Origin of the sequence: Pantoea sp. S18 (assembly GCF_045689705.1) — a bacterium.
Lineage (GTDB): Bacteria > Pseudomonadota > Gammaproteobacteria > Enterobacterales > Enterobacteriaceae > Pantoea > Pantoea symbiotica.
In genome coordinates this window covers 360,588-379,341 of the sequence record NZ_CP142688.1, presented here as the reverse complement: position 1 = coordinate 379,341, position 18,754 = coordinate 360,588, and the positions used below count along the sequence as shown (strand labels likewise).

Below are 18,754 nucleotides of genomic sequence, written 5' to 3'. Positions count from 1 at the left end.
CACTTTCCTGTATTCAGTAAGACGGCCTGAAGGACTTCCCTGACCTTCCTTCTTCGCCGCCAGTGATGTCGATTGAATGTCGGGGATATCACTGATTCTAAGAGGTTTTTGCAGATGGCCACCTTAACCACCAGTTTGATTGTTATGCGCTGGGAACTCCTGAGTGCGGTAATGATGTTCTTCGCCAGCACCATGAAAATTCGACTGCGTCAGAACAGTCATCACGTGATGGCACTGCTGTGCGGTGGCATCGGCGTAGGCATGTCCTGCTGGTTTGTTACTGGCCTGCTCGGTATCACGCTGAGCATGGAAAATCTGCATAACTTTATGGAAATCTCCAAAAACGCCTTTATTGAAGTGATGAGCCAGACGCCAACTGATTGGCCAATGCCTTAATCGCAGCCAATAAAAAACCCCGCCGAAGCGGGGTTTTTTATTTTGCTGTGTGATACTTAAATTTTCTTCAATACGGCCGGAATGGTTACTTCCGTCACCGTGATGCCCGGTATCTTCGTACCGCGACGATCCTGAATCCACATATCACCCATCATCTGATTGAGCCCGCGATCCAGACCGGTCACCAAACCCGCGCCTGGCGTAAAGGTCAACTCGCCGAAGTAGATCTGCTCTTTATCAATGTACCAATCCACGCGCACATAATCGAAATCACTCGCCAGCTTTTTACTCAACGCCAACGCGTGCTGCAACGAGGCCATTTGTGGCGTCACGTCCAGGCCGGTATCACGAATTTTGTGATACGCCTCGTTGAGGTTGTTGACGTAAAAGTTCATCGACAACAGCGGATTGCAGCGGTTGTAGATCACCTGCAACACATACTCAAAGCTGCCGTCGCGCTTGTTGAACATGTGGAACTTGTAGTCAATCGGCGCCGATTTACCATCGCCAATGTACTGCTCCACCAGAATGCGTGGCTTGATGTAGCGATAGTGAATCTCACGCGCTTCGTTGGCGAAATCGGTCTTCAGCCAGCGATGGCAATCGCTAATAATCTGCTGCTTCTTCAGCGCATCCGGCTCTTCCAGCAGGATCTCTACCATGTTAGAGGCGTGATTCGGCTTGATGACGGTATTTTTCCAGCTCGGCAGCGTGTGCAAAGAGCTGGGATCGCTGGTCTCGTACACCAGCGGGATCAGGTATTCGCTGCCCACTTTCTCGGCGATATATTCGCGCACCGAATATTTGTCCGACAGACGACCATACATCTGATAATCGCCATGGATGAATTTGCGGTACAGCACCTTCTCGTTAAACACTTTCGGCTCACGCAAATTGGGTAGTTTGCGGAACTTATGAAAATAGTAGATACGATCCTGGTATGCCCAGGGCATCTTCTTGATGAAGTACTGCACGCTTCTTCTGAGTTCATCTTTCAACTTGAGCATATCTGACCTCATTTGTAGGTTTTGTAGTTGAGTGAGGAAACCTGGATTTTTTGGATGACGCCGTTTTTGAAGAAGTAATTCATTACGGTAAGAGACAGCAATTCTGAGATGAAAACGCTCCATGCGGCACCCATGATGCCGTAGCCCTGGATCAGCCACCACGACAGCGGCAAGCTGATCACCATCAGGCAAACAATTTTCTTCAACAGATAATTAAACCCGCCTTCTTTGACCATGTAGCGATACGCTACGGTCCCCATCGCCGAAAAGCAGGTCGCTAACGACAACAACGTAATGAGACTTCCTGACTGTGTGTACTCGTGACCATATAAAGCGATGATGATTTTTTCGCCGTACATCGCGATCACCGCTAACAACAACAATGAAACACCCATGACATAACCATTAAGCCGTGCTGTCAGCTTGATGGCGGCTTCTCCACGCTCGCGGAAGATTTCCGAAAAGCAGGAAGTGATGATGGCGACCGGGATAAAAATCCAGGAGGCCGAAATGGTATTGGCGGCGGCGAACAGCCCGAGATCGCGCGCCGAGGCGATGCCCGCCAGGAACATCTGTGCCGCTTTCACCTGCACCGAGATAAAGATGCTGGAGATGGCAAGCGGTAATCCGGCATACAGCAAATAGCGCAGATAGGTGTTGCGCTTATCCTGCGGCGGCGCCACGTCCTGATTTTCGCGGTAAAAGTTAAAACGCTTAATCACATACGGCACCAGCGTGACGGCGATAATCGATACGGTCAGCCACAGCGGATTGAGGTGCAGCCAGGCAATGGCAAAACTTAAGCTGAAGCCCAGCAGCAAACCGACTGAGTTGGCGATGGTATTCAGTCGCGACGCTAAGCGCGCATTGTTGTAGACACTGAAGGTGTCCTGCGTCACGAAAACCGAAGAGATAAACGAGGCCAGTGCAAAAGCGAGGAAGTTTTCCTGCATGTTGTACCAGACCCAAATCAAGACGGGCAGCGATGTCAGCAACAGCAAAACCATGCGCATGTTGCGCGCTACGGTCATCAGGCGCAGCCCTTTCGGCGCACTCTTACTGATACGTTTAAACAGGATGGTTTCCGTACCGAAAATCGCCACGGTTTGCACCATGGAAAACAGCGAGGTCGAAAACGCCATTTGGCCAAAGATGGTTGGACCAAAGGATTTTGCCACGTAGGAGGTCACAAATATGACGCCGAACACGGAGACGATCTTTTCAGACATCATCCAGGCGGCATTAGACATTACGCTCAATTTCATTGACTGATCCTTAGTATTACGAACTACAACAACTTTCGGTACAACGTCCTTGAAATGAATTAACAAGCGCTCAGTGGGCCTGACTTAATTTATTAACTTCAAACCAAACTGGTCCGAAAAATGAGACTCGCGTCAGCAATTAGGAATTATATTCAGGAAAATTCCGATTATATCCGGTGCGAAACTCGGTGGATGTAAACGATTTCAGCTTAAATTCTAAGCAAAGGTTTACTGGCACACCCTGACATTTCTGCAAGTGGTTTATGCCGATTTTCCAATGAATGTAGTATTTTTCTGCATTTGGGATGGAGAGAATTTATATCAAAAACCTAAAGCCAGGAAGGCGTTCAATGCCATTCGGAATAAAATAAGATTTATCCCATGATGATATTTCTTCTAAATATCTTAATTTAACCCTCGCAATTCAAATCGCGCACTTTAATACTGAATTAATAGTGTTTTTGCAGTGCCAGATATTAATACAGTAATTCTCATCCACTAATTGATAAGAAAGGTAATAGCATTTATGAGAAAGTCACGATATAGCGAAGAGCAAATCACAAATGCCATTAAAGCTTCTGAAACGGGAGTGAAAGTCAGGGAGATTTGTGAGGAGCTTGGCATTTCCGAGGCCACTTTCTATAGCTGGAAGAAGAAGTTTTCTGGGCTCTCTTCCGAGGAAGGTCGCAAAATCAAGGAGTTGGAAGATCAGCTTCTTAACCTCACGCGTGAACTGCAATCTCTGAGTTCCGATAAAGAGATGCTGCAAAGCGTATTGAAAAACTTCTTTACCACGAATGAAAAGCGTCAGGCGGTTAACTTTCTGCAAACGACATTCGACATAGGTACCCGTCGTAGCTGCCGTTTACTGGATATTAGCCGCAGCGTTTATCATTATCCTGCAGGAACAGATAATCGCTAACACCATTAAGGCCGATGTTATTTGACTTAATGCTGAGATTTGTTCTTACCAGAAGATATGAAGATCATTTAATACGGCGTTCACAACATAAAAATTCGCTCCAATTTTTCCTGATGAATACCATCGCGGAATTGCTTCCTTTTTTGCGGTAAAATAGATTCACATCAGCAAAAGTCTCTCTATTCAAGCCATTCAAACGAAGTCCAATCTCATTTCGGTGAGATTGGCGCTTCAATTATTACTTTACCAACATTAATCATCAGCCCTGAATGCAGACAATTCTGTTAAGCATTAATGAACAACGCCGTGTAACCGCTCACACATAACCTCTGTTTTTAACTGGATCTACTCCTGGATTCTTTCATCATTCGGTTGACGCGCGTAGACCATAATTTCTCATCATGCCGCCAGGAATAATCCTGATAAGAAAGGTTATCTAGCCTAAACAATAACAGCCAAAAAGCGGGAGATAAGTTAAATTACTGCACCCTATTCATCGTTACGCTTAATGGTTTTTTGCCAACGGTTAATGGAATCTTTCTTAACATCGCCCTATTCCCTTAAGCAAAAAGTGGCTTTCGAGTGCCAATCTTCAGTGCCAAACGGCAATAAACGGTAGGTTAGATGCATGTTTTTCCGCCTTAACGCGCCGGTTTTTTCCGCTTTAGGGCCTGCTATAGCCAGGAAGAACGTGGATTAATGAAGGTTTAGTGCGCCTTAATACGGCCAAACACTGTCGCGCGGGACGCAGCGGCATGTCTGTTTATGACAAATCAGGGCTGAAAAAGCGGCTGAAATTAGCCGAAAAGTTATATCGACGGCCTAGTCAGCGTCAGAAAGTGGGATTAGAGGTGTGAAAGGGGTTAGTCAAATTCTTAAAATACAGCGGAGTACGCTGCCGAAATGATTTTTCAGCAGCGCTCATTGATGAATTATACCGCTGTGATATGCGGTTGCGGTTTAATGCGCATCGCGTAGATTACGCCGACAATCAGACATCCGATGCCGACAGCAGTTAACAGCGGCGGCCAGCTTTGTCGCCACAGGAATGTCCACAGCAATCCGGCTAAGGTTTCGAACACAATCAACGGCCCCATTATCACTGTCGGCACGCGCTGGCTGGCAGCATTCCAGCAGAGTGTGCCCAGCCATGAGCAGATCAGCCCGATACCTAACATTAATAATAGAAAGCGTTGCGGCTGCGGCCCGAAGGGCAGAGCAAACGCAGGTTGCTGCCAGTGGAGTTGCACGCAGACCAATAGATAGAACACTATCGCCAGCGGCAGCGTCACCAAACCTTGTGCTGTCGCCCAGCTGGATGGCTTGTGCTGGGGATGCGCGCGTAACCATAAACCATTACGCAGCGGATACCATGTCCAGCATGCCACCGCCAGAACCGCTAACCCTAAACCGGTGAGATAGCGCGACCAATCAAAATCGGGACCTTGCGTCTGAAGTTCGGCGGCATTCACGGAAGCCAGGCCTGCGGCAATAATCAGCAAAGCCGGCGTCAGTTTGCGCCACGGCAAGCGCCCTTCAAGATGGCCATAACAGAGATTAGCCGTCACGGTAATCACCACCGGCAAGGTGCCGATAATCATGGTCGAAATGGGCGCGCCGGTGCGTTGAATCGCGCTGGCGAGAAACGCGTAATAGAGTAAATTGCCAATCAGCGACAGCTTCAGCGCTTCAATCCAATCCTTGCGCGCCAGCTGACGCAAACGACGGCGATCCAGCCAGGCCAGCGGCAACACCACCAATCCAAAGGCGACGTAGCGTCCGGCCGATTGCAAAGTGCCCGGATAATCCGGTATCAGCAGCGGACCCACAAAGATCAATCCCCACATCAGTCCCGCTGCCAGCGCAAACAGTATTCCAGCAAACATAAACTCTTCCTTTATATGCATTCCGCTGCAGTGTGACGCAGGCGGAGGCGAAAGGCTTGTAGCAGATTGCGGTTAGCGTGAAGGGAACACTTGTTTTTGATAGCGGCCCGGCGTGATGCCGTAGCGATGCGCGAAGGCGCGGGTGAGATGGGCCTGATCGGTAAGGCCGACCGATGCCGCAACGGTTGCCGCACTGTCGCCGCGCGCCAGCTGCTGTTTCGCGGCGAACAGACGAAAAGCCATCAGCATTTGATGTGGTGTAACGTGGAAGTGCTGTTTGAAACTGCGCAGGAAATGCCACGGCGACAGTGATGCCAGCGCAGCAAGTTCTTCAAGCCGCACCGGTTCGGCGAGGTTTTCACGCAAATAGTCTCTCACCGCATCAAAGCGATGCGCCCCTTCGTTAGGTCGCTGCTGTCCCTGACGCGCCAGTGGACGCATCAACTCCAGTAGTTCGAGCAAAATGCTTTCGCGCTCCAGCGTAGTTTCCGCCTGCCACATCTGCGCCAGCAATTGCGAAAACGGCTGTGCCAGCCGCGCATCGGTGCGCAGTGCATCGGTGAACCACCAATCACGATCGCCAGTCAGACGATCCATTTCCCGCGGATCGATATAGATCATGCGATATCGCCAGCCTTCGTCGCAGGCAGATTCACCTGTATGAAGTTCGTCGGGATTCATCATGACTAACGAATGCTGTGGCGCGGTGTAATTGGCGCCGCGATAGCGAAAACGCTGGGCGCCGGACTCAATTGTGCCGATGCCAAAGGCTTCATGGGTATGGGGTTCAAAAGCGTAGCGGGAGATGTGCGCCTGATACAGCTCGATGCCCGGCAGCTCAGCGAAATGCTGAAACTGCGCACGATCTTGCTCACAAGGAAAGATTTCAGGAACCACCTTCACAACACACCTCCGATTTAAAAGCGCTTATAAGCATGCGCGGCAGTGGCGATAAATGCAAAGGTGAATTGCTTTACCTCTGCGCGTCGGCAATCCACACTGAGGCTTCAAACTTAGGAGAGTGAAATGGCGAATCGAGTCGTAGTTGTGGTGGATATGCAAAATGGCGTGCTGGCAACGCCGCGTTTTGATCGTGCCGGACGCTGCGAGCGGATCAATCAATTAACCGCTGCGGCCGATCAGGTGATTTTCATCCAGCACGTTGGGCCAGGTTTAGAAGTTGATTCAGTTGGTTGGGCGATTGTGCCCGAGTTGCAGCAGCCAGCCAACGGCATCTTCATCAATAAGACCGCTTGCGATAGCTTCTGGCAAACCGATCTTGCCGCTCAACTCGACCAACTGGGCATTAAAAACTTCGTCATTTGCGGCTGCGCGACCGATTACTGTGTTGATACCACCATCAAAGTCGGCGCCAGCCTCGGCTATCACATCACCGTCGCCGCCGATGCGCATACCACCGCCGACCGCACGTATGTTTCCGCGCAGCAGCAGATCAATCAGCACAACGAAGTGTGGGCCGATTTAATTATGCCAGGCAATCCGGTGCTGGTGCGTGAGACGGAAGCGTTATTGCGGGAATGGCGACCGCATTAAGGCTGCAACTTGTTCGGCTGCAGATAAAAAAATGCCACTCCTCGCGGAATGGCATTTCTGGGTTCGATAACGTCAGGCCTGAGATTGCTCAGGCAGATAATCAGAACGGAATATCGTCGTCAAAATCCATTGGCGGTTCGTTGTTGGCTGGTGCGCTCTGCTGCTGTGGACGCTGTTGCGCACCACCGCTGAACTGGTTACCACCGCCCTGCGGCTGCTGTTGTGGCTGCTGTGGCTGGCCCCAACCGTTGTTATTGCCGCCGCCCTGGCCGCCCGAAGGTGCACCACCTGCGTTCGCGCCCTGCTGACGTCCGCCCAGCATCTGCATGGTGCCGCCAACGTTAACTACCACTTCAGTGGTGTATTTTTCCTGGCCGGCCTGATCGGTCCATTTGCGGGTACGCAGCTGGCCTTCGATGTAAACCTGAGAACCTTTACGCAGGTATTCGCCAGCCACTTCCGCCAGCTTGCCGAACAGCACAACGCGGTGCCATTCAGTGATCTCTTTGTTTTCACCGGTTGTTTTGTCGCGCCAGCTTTCTGACGTGGCCAGCGTAATGTTGGCTACCGCGCCACCATTTGGCATGTAGCGCACTTCCGGATCCTGACCCAGATTCCCGACTAGAATCACTTTGTTTACGCCACGACTGGCCATGTTGCTGTCTCCCGATGAGTTGATGCTAAAAGTCTAAGCGAAAAATTGTATCACGTCACATTGGCGTGTGCCCACTTTAGAGCGGGATTCCAAAATTTATCGGCGGACACAATAGCAAAAACACTGGATATTTATTCAGTTTATTTTTTGTGCCATAATGGACCGTTTCTGCTGGTCGTGCTGGCAAGGCATGGCGAGTGTTGTTCAATCCGGGAAAGGTGAATGGATAAGATCGAAGTCCGCGGTGCTCGCACCCATAATTTGAAGAACATCAACCTGATCATCCCTCGCGATAAGCTCATTGTGGTCACCGGTCTGTCAGGTTCCGGTAAGTCTTCACTGGCGTTTGATACGCTGTATGCGGAAGGCCAGCGTCGCTATGTCGAGTCGCTTTCGGCCTATGCGCGCCAGTTTCTTTCATTAATGGAGAAACCGGACGTTGACCATATTGAAGGTCTGTCGCCCGCCATCTCCATTGAGCAGAAATCGACTTCGCATAACCCGCGTTCCACCGTCGGCACCATTACTGAAATTCATGACTATCTGCGCCTGCTGTTTGCACGCGTGGGTGAGCCGCGCTGTCCGGATCACGACGTTCCACTGGCGGCGCAAACCGTGAGCCAGATGGTTGATCAGGTGCTGTCGCAGGAAGAAGGACGTCGTCTAATGCTGCTGGCGCCAGTGGTGAAAGATCGCAAAGGCGAACACACCAAAACGCTGGAAAACCTCGCCGCGCAGGGCTATATCCGTGCGCGTATCGATGGTGAAGTGTGCGACCTGTCGGATCCGCCGAAGCTGGAGTTACAGAAGAAGCACACCATCGAAGTGGTGATTGACCGCTTCCGCGTGCGCGACGATCTGGCAACGCGTCTTGCCGAATCCTTCGAAACCACGCTGGAACTGAGCGGTGGTACGGCGATCGTCGCCGATATGGATGATACCAGCGCCGAAGAGATGCTGTTCTCGGCCAACTTTGCCTGTCCGATTTGTGGCTACAGCATGCGTGAACTCGAACCGCGCCTGTTCTCGTTCAACAATCCGGCCGGTGCCTGCCCGACCTGTGATGGCCTGGGCGTGCAGCAATATTTCGATCCCGATCGTGTGGTGCAAAATCCCGAGCTGTCGCTGGCGGGCGGCGCCATTCGCGGCTGGGATCGCCGTAACTTCTACTATTTCCAGATGCTGCGCTCGCTGGCTGAGCATCTGCAATTCGATGTCGAAGCTCCGTTCAACAGCCTGAGCGACAACGCGCGCAATGTGATTCTGTACGGTTCCGGCAAAGAGAATATCGAATTCAAATACATCAACGATCGCGGTGACACCTCAGTGCGCCGCCATCCGTTTGAAGGCGTGCTGCACAACATGGAGCGCCGTTATAAAGAGACGGAATCCAACGCGGTGCGTGAAGAGCTGGCGAAATTTATCAGCAACCGCGCCTGTGCCAGCTGTGAAGGCACTCGTCTGCGTCGTGAAGCGCGCCATGTGTTTGTCGAAGACACCAACCTGCCAACCATCTCAGAAATGAGCATCGGCCATGCGATGGATTTCTTCGCCAACATGAAGCTGAGTGGTCAGCGTGCGCAGATCGCGGAAAAAATCCTTAAGGAGATTGGCGATCGCCTGAGCTTCCTGGTTAACGTCGGCTTGAATTACCTGTCGATGTCACGCTCGGCGGAAACGCTGTCCGGCGGTGAAGCGCAGCGTATTCGTCTGGCCAGCCAGATTGGTGCCGGTTTGGTTGGCGTGATGTACGTGCTGGATGAACCCTCCATCGGCCTGCATCAGCGCGATAACGAACGCCTTCTCGGCACGCTGATTCACCTGCGCGATCTCGGTAATACCGTGATTGTGGTGGAGCACGATGAGGATGCGATTCGTGCCGCTGACCACGTGATCGATATCGGTCCGGGCGCTGGCGTGCACGGTGGTCAGGTGGTTGCCGAAGGCGATGTGCACGCGATCATGGCGAATGAAAATTCCCTCACTGGCCAGTTCCTCAGCGGCAAACGTGAGATTGCGATCCCTAAACAGCGCGTCAAAGGCGATCCAGCCAAAGTGCTGAAACTGACCGGTGCGCGCGGTAACAACCTCAAAGATGTCACGCTGACGATTCCGGTCGGCTTGTTTACCTGTATCACCGGCGTGTCCGGATCGGGTAAATCAACGCTGATCAACGATACGCTGTTCCCGATTGCGCAGCGCCAGCTCAATGGCGCTACCACCATCGAAGCCGCGCCGTATCGTGAGATCGCCGGTCTGGAACATTTCGATAAAGTGATCGATATCGATCAGAGCCCGATTGGCCGTACGCCGCGTTCGAATCCCGCGACCTATACCGGCATTTTCACGCCGGTACGTGAGCTGTTCGCCGGTGTACCGGAAGCGCGTTCACGCGGCTACAATCCGGGCCGCTTCAGCTTCAACGTGCGCGGCGGACGCTGCGAAGCCTGTCAGGGCGATGGCGTGATCAAGGTAGAAATGCACTTTCTGCCGGACATCTACGTGCCGTGCGATCAGTGCAAAGGCAAACGCTATAACCGCGAAACGCTGGAGATCAAATACAAAGGCAAGAGCATCCACGAAGTGCTGGATATGACCATCGAAGAAGCGCGCGAGTTCTTTGATGCGGTGCCGGCGCTGGCGCGTAAGCTGCAAACGCTGATCGATGTTGGCCTGTCGTATATCCGCCTCGGTCAGTCGGCGACCACGCTCTCGGGCGGTGAAGCGCAGCGCGTCAAGCTGGCGCGTGAGCTCTCAAAACGCGGCACCGGCCAAACGCTCTATATCCTTGATGAGCCGACCACCGGCCTGCACTTTGCGGATATTCAGCAACTGCTGGAAGTGCTGCATCAGCTGCGCGATCAGGGCAACACCATCGTGGTGATTGAGCACAACCTCGACGTGGTGAAAACCGCAGACTGGATTGTCGATCTCGGCCCGGAAGGCGGCAGCGGCGGCGGTGAAATCCTGGTATCCGGTACGCCAGAAACGGTGGCGGAGTGTGAAAAATCACACACGGCACGTTTCCTTAAGCCAATGTTGAAGAAGTAATTTTCTCCCAGGCCCGCCATTGCGGGCCTGATTTTTTCTGCCGAATTCCGCAACGAAATGCAGGAACAGGCAAGAATCAGACAACTTCAGGCATATACGCATTCCATCCTGCTGACTATCCTTACAGCGTTCCTTTTGGCGTGATTCACGCGCCTTTTATCCCTTACGGGATCCCGCATAAAACTCACGACACATCCTACTGGAGACACCATGAATATTACGCATGCCTATGCCGCACAGGACGCGAAAGCAAAACTCGCCCCGTTCGACTTTAAGCCACGCGAACTGCGCGCTCATGATGTGCAGATTGAAGTGTTGTACTGCGGCGTCTGCCACTCTGACCTGCATACCGCGCGCAACGAATGGCGCAACACCATTTTCCCTGTAGTGCCGGGCCACGAAATCGTGGGTCGCGTCACTGCCGTTGGCGCGCACACTCACAACTACAAAGTGGGTGATTTGGTGGGCGTTGGTTGTATGGTTGATTCGTGCCGCAGCTGTCCAAGCTGTCAGGAAGGGCTGGAGCAGTATTGCGAAAATGGCTTCGTTGGCACTTATAACGGTGAAGACCGTGAAACCAAAGCCATCACCTACGGCGGTTACTCCACCAGCATGGTAGTAGATGAAAGCTTCGTGCTGCGCGTTCCAGAGAATCTCGATCTGGCGGGCGTTGCGCCGCTGCTGTGTGCCGGTATCACCACTTACTCGCCGCTGCGCCACTGGAATGTTGGTCCGGGTAAAAAAGTCGGTATCGTCGGTTTGGGCGGCCTCGGTCACATGGGCGTGAAACTGGCTCATGCGATGGGCGCACATGTGGTGCTGTTCACCACGTCACCGTCAAAAATTGAAGATGGTAAACGCCTTGGCGCGGATGAAGTGGTGATCTCGAAAGATGCCGATCAAATGGCAGCGCACACCAACAGCTTTGACTTCATTCTGAACACCGTTGCGGCGCAGCACGATCTCAACCCGTTCATCGCCCTGCTGAAGCGTGATGGCAACATGACGCTGGTCGGCGCACCGGAGCACGATCACCCGGCACCGCAGGTCTTCAACCTGATCTTCAAACGTCGTAGCATCGCCGGTTCACTGATTGGCGGCATCGCGGAAACCCAGGAGATGCTGGATTTCTGCGGCGAGCACGGTATCACTTCAGATATCGAACTGATCGCGATGAATCAAATCAACGAAGCCTACGAACGTATGCTAAAAAGCGACGTGAAATACCGCTTCGTGATTGATATCAATACCCTGCGCGAGGAATCTGCGGCTTAATTCGCCTCAGTGGTCATCATGGTTGACGCCCGCTTCACGCGTGGCGTCAGCCTGTTGCCAGGAAGCATCCACCAGATAGTAAATCTGCGAATCCTTCAGCGAACCATCCAGCCACAACGTGCTCCAGTGCGACTTGTTTAAGTGCTCGCTGGGAAACACATCGTTATGCTCCTCACGTAATAATTCCGCTAGTGCAGGCGTTGCTTTCAGCGACAAAGCCGGACGCCCTTTTACCTCATAAAGCATGGCAAACAGCACGCCTTCACTTTTAATCTGCGTCGCCTGCCAGCACTCTTTAAAGCTTTGTTCCGCGCCCGGCTTGCTCATGCAATACGTCAGTAAATCCGATGTGTTCATGTTTTATTCCCCTTGTAAGGTCGCCACGATACGCCGCGCACCGCCCTGCACCCGATGTTCACCCAACCAGATTCCCTGCCATGTGCCTAACATCAGGCGACCACGGTTGACCGGAATCAGGAGCGAAACGCCGAGTAGCGACGATTTGATGTGTGCGGGCATGTCGTCGGCCCCTTCGTAGTCGTGCTGATAAGGCGCACTTTCCGGAACATGGCGTAAGAAATGCTGCTCCATATCGCTGCGCACAGTGGGATCGCAATTCTCATTTAGCGTTAGAGACGCCGATGTGTGTTGCAGCAGAAGATGCAATTGGCCGACGCGCACATCGGATAAGCCGTGAAGCTGGCCGACAATCTCGTCGGTAATCAGATGAAAGCCGCGCGCTTTGGCGCCAAGCGTAAGCGTTTGTTGATGCCACATGCCAGAATCCTATAAGTAATCACACCGTTTAAGTGTGCAGCATGTCGGCGAAAGGTAAACCCTGAAGAGAGGAAAAAGCGGCAGAGCGTGAAGTCTGCCGCCTGAAGGTTAGTCGCTCAGCTTAGCAGCCATGGTTTTGATGCTGCCCACATCATCTTTGGTGATAGCAGCAAGGCGCTCGCCGTACTCTTTATCGGCTTTGTAGAAGTACGACAGCATAATGGCGCGGCTCTGCACATCCACACCTTTCAGCGCGCCGCCCAGAGAATTGATCAGATCGGTTTTCTCTTTGTCGTTAAAGGAACGATACAGATCGCCCGCCTGCTTAAAGTTCTGCGTTTTAGCGATCATAGCCTGCTGCGTAGTGCCGCTCAGCGGGCTGTGACTATAACGTGCGCTCTGCAGCTCTTCACGCGGATAGATACGGCTTGGCTGATAGTTGACGCCATGATCGTCAGCTTTACCGCTGTTCATCGCGCCATCCTGATTCCCGTTACTCACCGGCACGCGCGGCGCGTTGACCGGCAACGTCAGGCCATTGGCGCCCAAGCGGTGCATCTGGGTATCGGCGTAGGAGAACAAACGGCCCTGCAGCAGACGGTCTTCTGATGGCTCAATGCCCGGCACCAGATTCGATGGCGCCATCGCTACCTGCTCGGTTTCCTGGAAGAAGTTATCCACGTTGCGGTTCAGTTCCATCTTCCCCACTTTCACTTCAGCGATACCCGGCCAGATTTTGGTGGCGTCCAGCGGGTTGAAATCGAATTTATCCAGATCGCTGGCTTTAATGGTTTGAATATAGAGATCCCATTTCGGGAAGGCTTTGTTGTTGATCGATGCCACTAAATCCTCGGTCATGTGGCTGAAGGTGCCGCTTTGAATTGCCGCCACTTCACCTGGATCGAGGTTCTTTTCGCCTTGCAGGGTCTTCCAGTGGAACTTCACATAGTGCACTTCGCCTTTCGCGTTGACGAACTTATAGGCGTGCACGCTGTTGCCATCCATCTGACGATAGTTTGCTGGCGTACCCATGTTGGAGAACAACATGGTCAGGCCGTGCGTTGCTTCTGGTACATGTGAGAAGAAATCAAAAGTGCGGGCGTCGTTGCCAAGGTTGGTACGTGGATCGGGCTTAAACGCGTGCACCATGTCCGGGAATTTAATTGCGTCACGGATGAAGAACACCGGCAGGTTGTTGCCGACTAAATCCCAGTTGCCCTGACTGGTGTAAAACTTGGTGGCAAAACCGCGTGGATCACGCAGCGTTTCCGGAGAATGTTTGCTGTGCACTACGGAGGAGAAGCGCACAAATACCGGCGTCACGCTGCCCGGTTTGAACACTTCGGCAATGGTTAAGTCACTGATGTCTTTGCTGGCGCGGAACTCGCCGTGTGCGCCGGTACCGCGTGCGTGAACCACGCGCTCTGGAATGCGTTCACGGTCAAAGCGTTGCAGCTTTTGGATCAGCTGCACGTCCTGCAGCAGCACCGCACCATGCTCGCCTGCGGTTTGTGAATTCTGGTTATCACCAACCGGCGCGCCGTTATCGCGCGTGAGCTCGGTGCTATAAGCCGGAACAGAGAAAGCTAACGCAAGTGCAATAGCCGTAGGTTTGATGAGGTAAGAACGGGTTTTAAGGGTCATGAGCATGCTTCCTTGTGCATAAAATTCGCGATTATGATGTCGCGCTCAGCCTTTTTTCAGGCTGGAGAATCTTTACATTCAAGGAGTTAAGCCCTAACAAGACCAGTCTCGATTATCCTTAACAAATAAGTTAAAAAAAAACCGCCAGCCTGCGCCGACGGTTTTTTAATCATAAATTCTGGCTTACATCACTGCGGCAAACGCCTCAGCAACCTGGTTGACGTTACGGCTGTTCAGACCGGCAACGCACATGCGGCCGCTGGCAATCAGGTAGACGCCGAACTCATCGCGCAGACGATCAACCTGCTGCGCGCTCAGACCGGTGTAGCTGAACATACCGCGCTGTTTCAGCAGGTAATCAAAGTTTTGACCCGGCAGCTTGGTGCTCAACACATTCACCAGCGCCTGGCGCATTTCGATAATGCGCAGACGCATCGCTTCCACTTCTGCCAGCCAGTTATTCAGCAGCGCTTCGTCGTTCAGCACGCAGGAAACCACCTGCGCACCAAAGTTTGGCGGGCTGGAATAGTTGCGACGCACGGTCGCTTTCAGTTGACCCAGCACACGAGCAGACTCCTCCGCGCTGTCGCAGACAATGGACAAGCCGCCAACACGCTCGCCGTACAGCGAAAAGATCTTGGAGAACGAGTTGCTCACCAGCGCTGGCAAGCCGGCAGCCGCAATGGCGCGAATGGCATAAGCATCCGCTTCCATGCCCGCACCAAAGCCCTGATAAGCGATATCGAGGAACGGAATCAGCTCCTGCGCTTTCAGCACTTCGGTAGTCTCGTCCCACTGCGCGTTGGTCAGATCGGCGCCGGTTGGGTTGTGGCAGCACGGATGCAGCAGAACGATGGATTGTTTCGGCAAGGTTTTCAGCTTGGCGATGAACGCATCAAACTTCACGCCGTTGGTTTCTGCGTCGTACCACGGATAAGTCTCTACATCGAAGCCCGCACCGTTGAAGATTGCGATATGGTTTTCCCACGTTGGATCGCTCACCCACACGTTTGACGCTGGGAAGTAACGCTTAAGGAAATCAGCACCGACTTTCAGCGCACCTGAGCCACCTAAGGTCTGGATGGACGCAATACGGCCCGCTTGCAGCATCGGATGTTGTTTACCGAACAGCAACGGTGCAATGGCGTTACGGTAAGCGTTCAGACCTTCCATCGGCAGATACAGCGACGCCTGATGCGGCTGCGCCTGCAGGCGCTCTTCTGCTGCGGCAACCGCCTGCAGCTGAGGAATGATGCCCGCTTCGTTGTAATAGAGACCAATGCTCAGGTTTACTTTGTTATCGCGCGGATCTTGTTTGAAGGTTTCCATCAACGACAGAATCGGATCGCCGGCATAGGCATCAACGTTTTGAAACACGGTGCAGATCTCCATGATTGGTCAGAAATAAGAGGTAAAGATGCGTCATCAAACCATGTAACGGCCGGGACGATGATTCATTGCGATGATGAGATTGAGGATCACCGCGCCCGCGATTGAAGCAAACAGCATCGGTAACGACACCACAAACAGCGACGCTAATACCACGCAGGTATCAACCGCCATTTGCAGTTTTCCGGCACGCAGACCGATGCGGTCCTGCAGCCAGAGCGCCAAAATATTGATGCCGCCGAGGCTGGCTTTGTGACGGAACAACACTATAAACCCAATGCCCATCACCACGTTACCGAACAGTGTCGCATAAAACGGATTTAGCGCAGAAAAATGCACAAACAGCGGATGCAAATGGGTGAACAGCGACACCAGGCCAACGGCGCAGAAGGTTTTCAGGGTAAATTCCCAGCCCATGCGGCGCACGGCCAGCCAGTAAAATGGCAGGTTGATCAGGAAGAAGGCGCTACCAAAGGAGAGCGGCGACAAATAGCTGATTAAGAAGGCAATACCCGCTGAACTGCCGGTCAGTGCGCCAGCCTGTTTCAGCATAATGACGCCGAAAGAGACCATCAGCGTGCCGAGCACTATTGCCAGCGCATCTTCAATCAGCGAATGGGGAACTTTGGTGGGTTGAACAACGTTATCCATGGGTTAATCTCATTGCAAATGATGCGGTTCAAATGCAAAAAACGCACCACATCGGCGACGTATGCGCGCCGCCGATGGGTGCCAGCGATTATCCAATTGATAACTAAGGCGCTTTATTGCAGGTTTTTGTGCATCAATTGAGACTCAAACCATCAACCCATGCACAAATCTGTTTTCTGGTGCGCGTTTTTTGCATTATTAAGGCAATAATTGCACCAGATTAGCACATCACGCACTTTTTTGGCGCGTTTTGTGCTGCGGGATCATCATCAAACCGTTCTCTTTTAAACGGCTCAATACCACGGACGTTTTCACATGTGCCACGCTTTGATGACCAGCCACTAACTGGCTGATCAACGCGCTCAATGACGCCAGATCGGCCACCGCCACTTTCAGCAGATAATCTGCATCGCCAGTGGTTTTAAAGGCATCGACGATGGCGGCTTCTTCTTCCACCATGCGATGAAAACTCTCTTCATAATCGGGCGTGTGGTTTTTCAATCGCACTTCAATTAATCCCACCATGCCAAGGCCCACCGCATCGGGCGAGAGGCGCGCGTGATAGCCGAGAATGAGATTGGCCTGCTCAAGATTGATGCGGCGGCGTGAACATTGCGATGCCGAAAGTCCGACTAAATCACTGAGTTCCTGGTTGGTGAGGCGTCCGTTAGATTGTAATAATGTCAATATCTTAAGGTCGTGATCGTCTACCTGAGTCATTCTGTTTCCACAGCGAAATAAGGGGCGCTTTGGTACAGATAACCTGATTAAAGCCGGGGTTGTCCAACACTATTTTCTGATGACGTGAAATGCATGCACAAAACGTGCATGCATCCGGGTTGAAAGGGTTATTCGTCGTCGTATTGCGGGCCAGCGTAGTTATCAAAGCGCGACCATTGGCCATTAAAGGTCAAACGTACCGTACCGATCGGGCCGTTACGCTGCTTACCGAGGATGATCTCGGCGATGCCTTTAAGATCGCTGTTTTCGTGATACACCTCGTCACGATAGATGAACATGATCAAGTCGGCATCCTGCTCGATCGAGCCTGATTCACGCAGATCCGAGTTCACCGGACGCTTATCCGCACGTTGTTCCAATGAGCGGTTCAGCTGCGACAGCGCCACCACCGGCACATTCAGCTCTTTCGCCAGCGCTTTGAGCGAGCGCGAGATCTCGGCGATCTCCAGCGTACGGTTGTCGGACAGCGCAGGCACGCGCATCAGCTGCAGGTAGTCGATCATGATCAGGCTCAACCCGCCGTTTTCGCGGAAAATGCGGCGCGCGCGTGAACGCACTTCAGTTGGCGTCAGGCCAGAAGAGTCATCAATAAACATGTTCTTCTTCTCGAGCAAAATCCCCATGGTGGCGGAAATGCGCGCCCAATCTTCATCTTCCAACTGACCGGTACGAATACGCGTCTGATCCACGCGCGACAGCGACGCCAGCATACGCATCATCAGCTGTTCGCTGGGCATCTCCAGACTGAAAATCAGCACCGGCTTGTCCTGCAACATCGCGGCGTTTTCGCACAAATTCATGGCGAAGGTGGTTTTGCCCATTGAAGGACGCGCCGCGACGATAATCAGATCCGAGCCCTGTAAACCGGCGGTTTTTTTGTTCAAATCCTGATAGCCGGTATCGACGCCGGTCACGCCGTCGTGCGGCGTTGAAACTAGCGACTCAATACGCGAAACCGTGGCTTCGAGGATCTGCTCGATGTTCTGCGGACCCTGATCTTTATTGGCGCGCTGTTCAGCAATTTTGAAAACGTTGGATTCGGCAAAGTCGAGCAGATCTTCACTGCTCCGTCCTTGCGGATCGTAACCGGCATCGGCGATTTGGTTCGCCACCGAGATCATCTCTCGCACCACCGCACGTTCGCGCACGATATCGGCATAAGCACCAATGTTCGCCGCACTTGGCGTATTCTTTGCCAGCTCGGCCAGATAGGCGAAGCCGCCGGCCATCTCTAATTCGCCCAGCGTTTCCAGCGATTCAGAGAGTGTAATCAGGTCGATCGGCTGGCCCGCTTCCAGCAAACGCTGCATTTCCGTGAAGATCATGCGGTGCGAGCGGTTGAAGAAATCATTGGCGACAACGCGTTCTGAGACGTTGTCCCAGCGCTGGTTATCCAGCATCAACCCACCGAGCACCGACTGCTCCGCTTCTATGGAATGCGGCGGCATTTTCACGCCTTCCAGCTGCCGATCGCGGGGTTCGTTCGATTTGTTGGTGGGTTTATTTCCTGCCATAGTGAATGCATTACCGATCGTGAAAGG

Annotated in this window: 17 protein-coding genes; 5 read left to right on the top strand and 12 right to left on the bottom strand. The window is 52.7% G+C overall.

What is annotated here, in order from left to right; all coding sequences use genetic code 11:
• The first annotated feature begins 114 nt into the window (after window positions 1-114).
• Complete coding sequence (locus VIJ98_RS01690; protein WP_008109973.1) at window positions 115-396, top strand: YjcB family protein; 282 nt, start codon at window positions 115-117, stop codon at window positions 394-396.
• Between the two features lie 56 nt (window positions 397-452).
• Here the strand turns inward: VIJ98_RS01690 and VIJ98_RS01685 are convergent, their stop codons facing one another.
• The gene (locus VIJ98_RS01685) at window positions 453-1,403 is read right to left on the bottom strand and encodes an ATP-grasp fold amidoligase family protein (protein ID WP_008109972.1); all 951 of its coding nucleotides are present in this window, start codon (window positions 1,401-1,403) and stop codon (window positions 453-455) included.
• Window positions 1,404-1,411: 8 nt separating this feature from the next.
• Window positions 1,412-2,668 (bottom strand): polysaccharide biosynthesis C-terminal domain-containing protein, encoded by a 1,257-nt coding sequence (locus VIJ98_RS01680; RefSeq protein WP_323271958.1) that lies wholly within the window; start codon window positions 2,666-2,668, stop codon window positions 1,412-1,414.
• A 526-nt stretch (window positions 2,669-3,194) separates the two neighbouring features.
• On the opposite strand from VIJ98_RS01680, the gene VIJ98_RS01675 reads away from it, so the two are divergent.
• The gene (locus VIJ98_RS01675; RefSeq protein ID WP_008109970.1) at window positions 3,195-3,590 is read left to right on the top strand and encodes an IS3 family transposase; all 396 of its coding nucleotides are present in this window, start codon (window positions 3,195-3,197) and stop codon (window positions 3,588-3,590) included.
• Window positions 3,591-4,522: 932 nt separating this feature from the next.
• Here VIJ98_RS01675 and VIJ98_RS01670 read toward each other — a convergent pair.
• Window positions 4,523-5,476: a DMT family transporter gene (locus tag VIJ98_RS01670; protein ID WP_323271955.1), complete on the bottom strand. Its 954-nt coding sequence runs from the start codon at window positions 5,474-5,476 to the stop codon at window positions 4,523-4,525.
• Between the two features lie 72 nt (window positions 5,477-5,548).
• A complete protein-coding gene (locus VIJ98_RS01665) occupies window positions 5,549-6,379 on the bottom strand; it encodes an AraC family transcriptional regulator (RefSeq protein ID WP_323271953.1) in 831 nt (276 codons plus the stop codon).
• A 123-nt stretch (window positions 6,380-6,502) separates the two neighbouring features.
• Between VIJ98_RS01665 and VIJ98_RS01660 the strand changes: the two genes are divergently transcribed.
• Window positions 6,503-7,030 carry an isochorismatase family protein gene (locus VIJ98_RS01660; RefSeq protein WP_008109967.1) on the top strand — a complete coding sequence of 176 codons (528 nt, stop codon included), beginning with the start codon at window positions 6,503-6,505 and terminating at the stop codon, window positions 7,028-7,030.
• Between the two features lie 100 nt (window positions 7,031-7,130).
• Here VIJ98_RS01660 and ssb1 read toward each other — a convergent pair whose 3' ends face one another.
• Window positions 7,131-7,685, bottom strand: coding sequence for a single-stranded DNA-binding protein SSB1 (gene ssb1 / locus VIJ98_RS01655; protein WP_008109965.1), 555 nt, complete (start codon window positions 7,683-7,685; stop codon window positions 7,131-7,133).
• A gap of 222 nt (window positions 7,686-7,907) precedes the next feature.
• Between ssb1 and uvrA the strand changes: the two genes are divergently transcribed.
• Entirely contained in the window at window positions 7,908-10,736 is a 2,829-nt protein-coding gene (gene uvrA / locus VIJ98_RS01650) for an excinuclease ABC subunit UvrA (RefSeq protein WP_008109963.1), read from the top strand.
• 210 nt (window positions 10,737-10,946) lie between these two features.
• On the top strand, window positions 10,947-12,011 hold the full coding sequence (locus tag VIJ98_RS01645; RefSeq protein WP_061718370.1) for an NAD(P)-dependent alcohol dehydrogenase: 1,065 nt from the start codon (window positions 10,947-10,949) through the stop codon (window positions 12,009-12,011).
• 6 nt (window positions 12,012-12,017) lie between these two features.
• Here the strand turns inward: VIJ98_RS01645 and VIJ98_RS01640 are convergent, their stop codons facing one another.
• The 7 genes from VIJ98_RS01640 to dnaB form a co-directional block, all read right to left on the bottom strand.
• Window positions 12,018-12,368 (bottom strand): MmcQ/YjbR family DNA-binding protein, encoded by a 351-nt coding sequence (locus VIJ98_RS01640; protein ID WP_008109961.1) that lies wholly within the window; start codon window positions 12,366-12,368, stop codon window positions 12,018-12,020.
• Window positions 12,369-12,371: 3 nt separating this feature from the next.
• Window positions 12,372-12,788 (bottom strand): secondary thiamine-phosphate synthase enzyme YjbQ, encoded by a 417-nt coding sequence (locus VIJ98_RS01635; protein WP_061718371.1) that lies wholly within the window; start codon window positions 12,786-12,788, stop codon window positions 12,372-12,374.
• Window positions 12,789-12,896: 108 nt separating this feature from the next.
• A complete protein-coding gene (locus VIJ98_RS01630; protein WP_323271951.1) occupies window positions 12,897-14,432 on the bottom strand; it encodes a catalase in 1,536 nt (511 codons plus the stop codon).
• Window positions 14,433-14,615: 183 nt separating this feature from the next.
• A complete protein-coding gene (locus VIJ98_RS01625; protein WP_008109955.1) occupies window positions 14,616-15,809 on the bottom strand; it encodes an amino acid aminotransferase in 1,194 nt (397 codons plus the stop codon).
• Between the two features lie 48 nt (window positions 15,810-15,857).
• Complete coding sequence (locus tag VIJ98_RS01620) at window positions 15,858-16,472, bottom strand: YitT family protein (RefSeq protein ID WP_008109953.1); 615 nt, start codon at window positions 16,470-16,472, stop codon at window positions 15,858-15,860.
• A gap of 228 nt (window positions 16,473-16,700) precedes the next feature.
• Complete coding sequence (locus tag VIJ98_RS01615) at window positions 16,701-17,192, bottom strand: Lrp/AsnC family transcriptional regulator (protein ID WP_008109951.1); 492 nt, start codon at window positions 17,190-17,192, stop codon at window positions 16,701-16,703.
• A 128-nt stretch (window positions 17,193-17,320) separates the two neighbouring features.
• A complete protein-coding gene (gene dnaB, locus VIJ98_RS01610; protein WP_036649986.1) occupies window positions 17,321-18,727 on the bottom strand; it encodes a replicative DNA helicase in 1,407 nt (468 codons plus the stop codon).
• Between the last annotated feature and the right edge of the window lie 27 nt (window positions 18,728-18,754).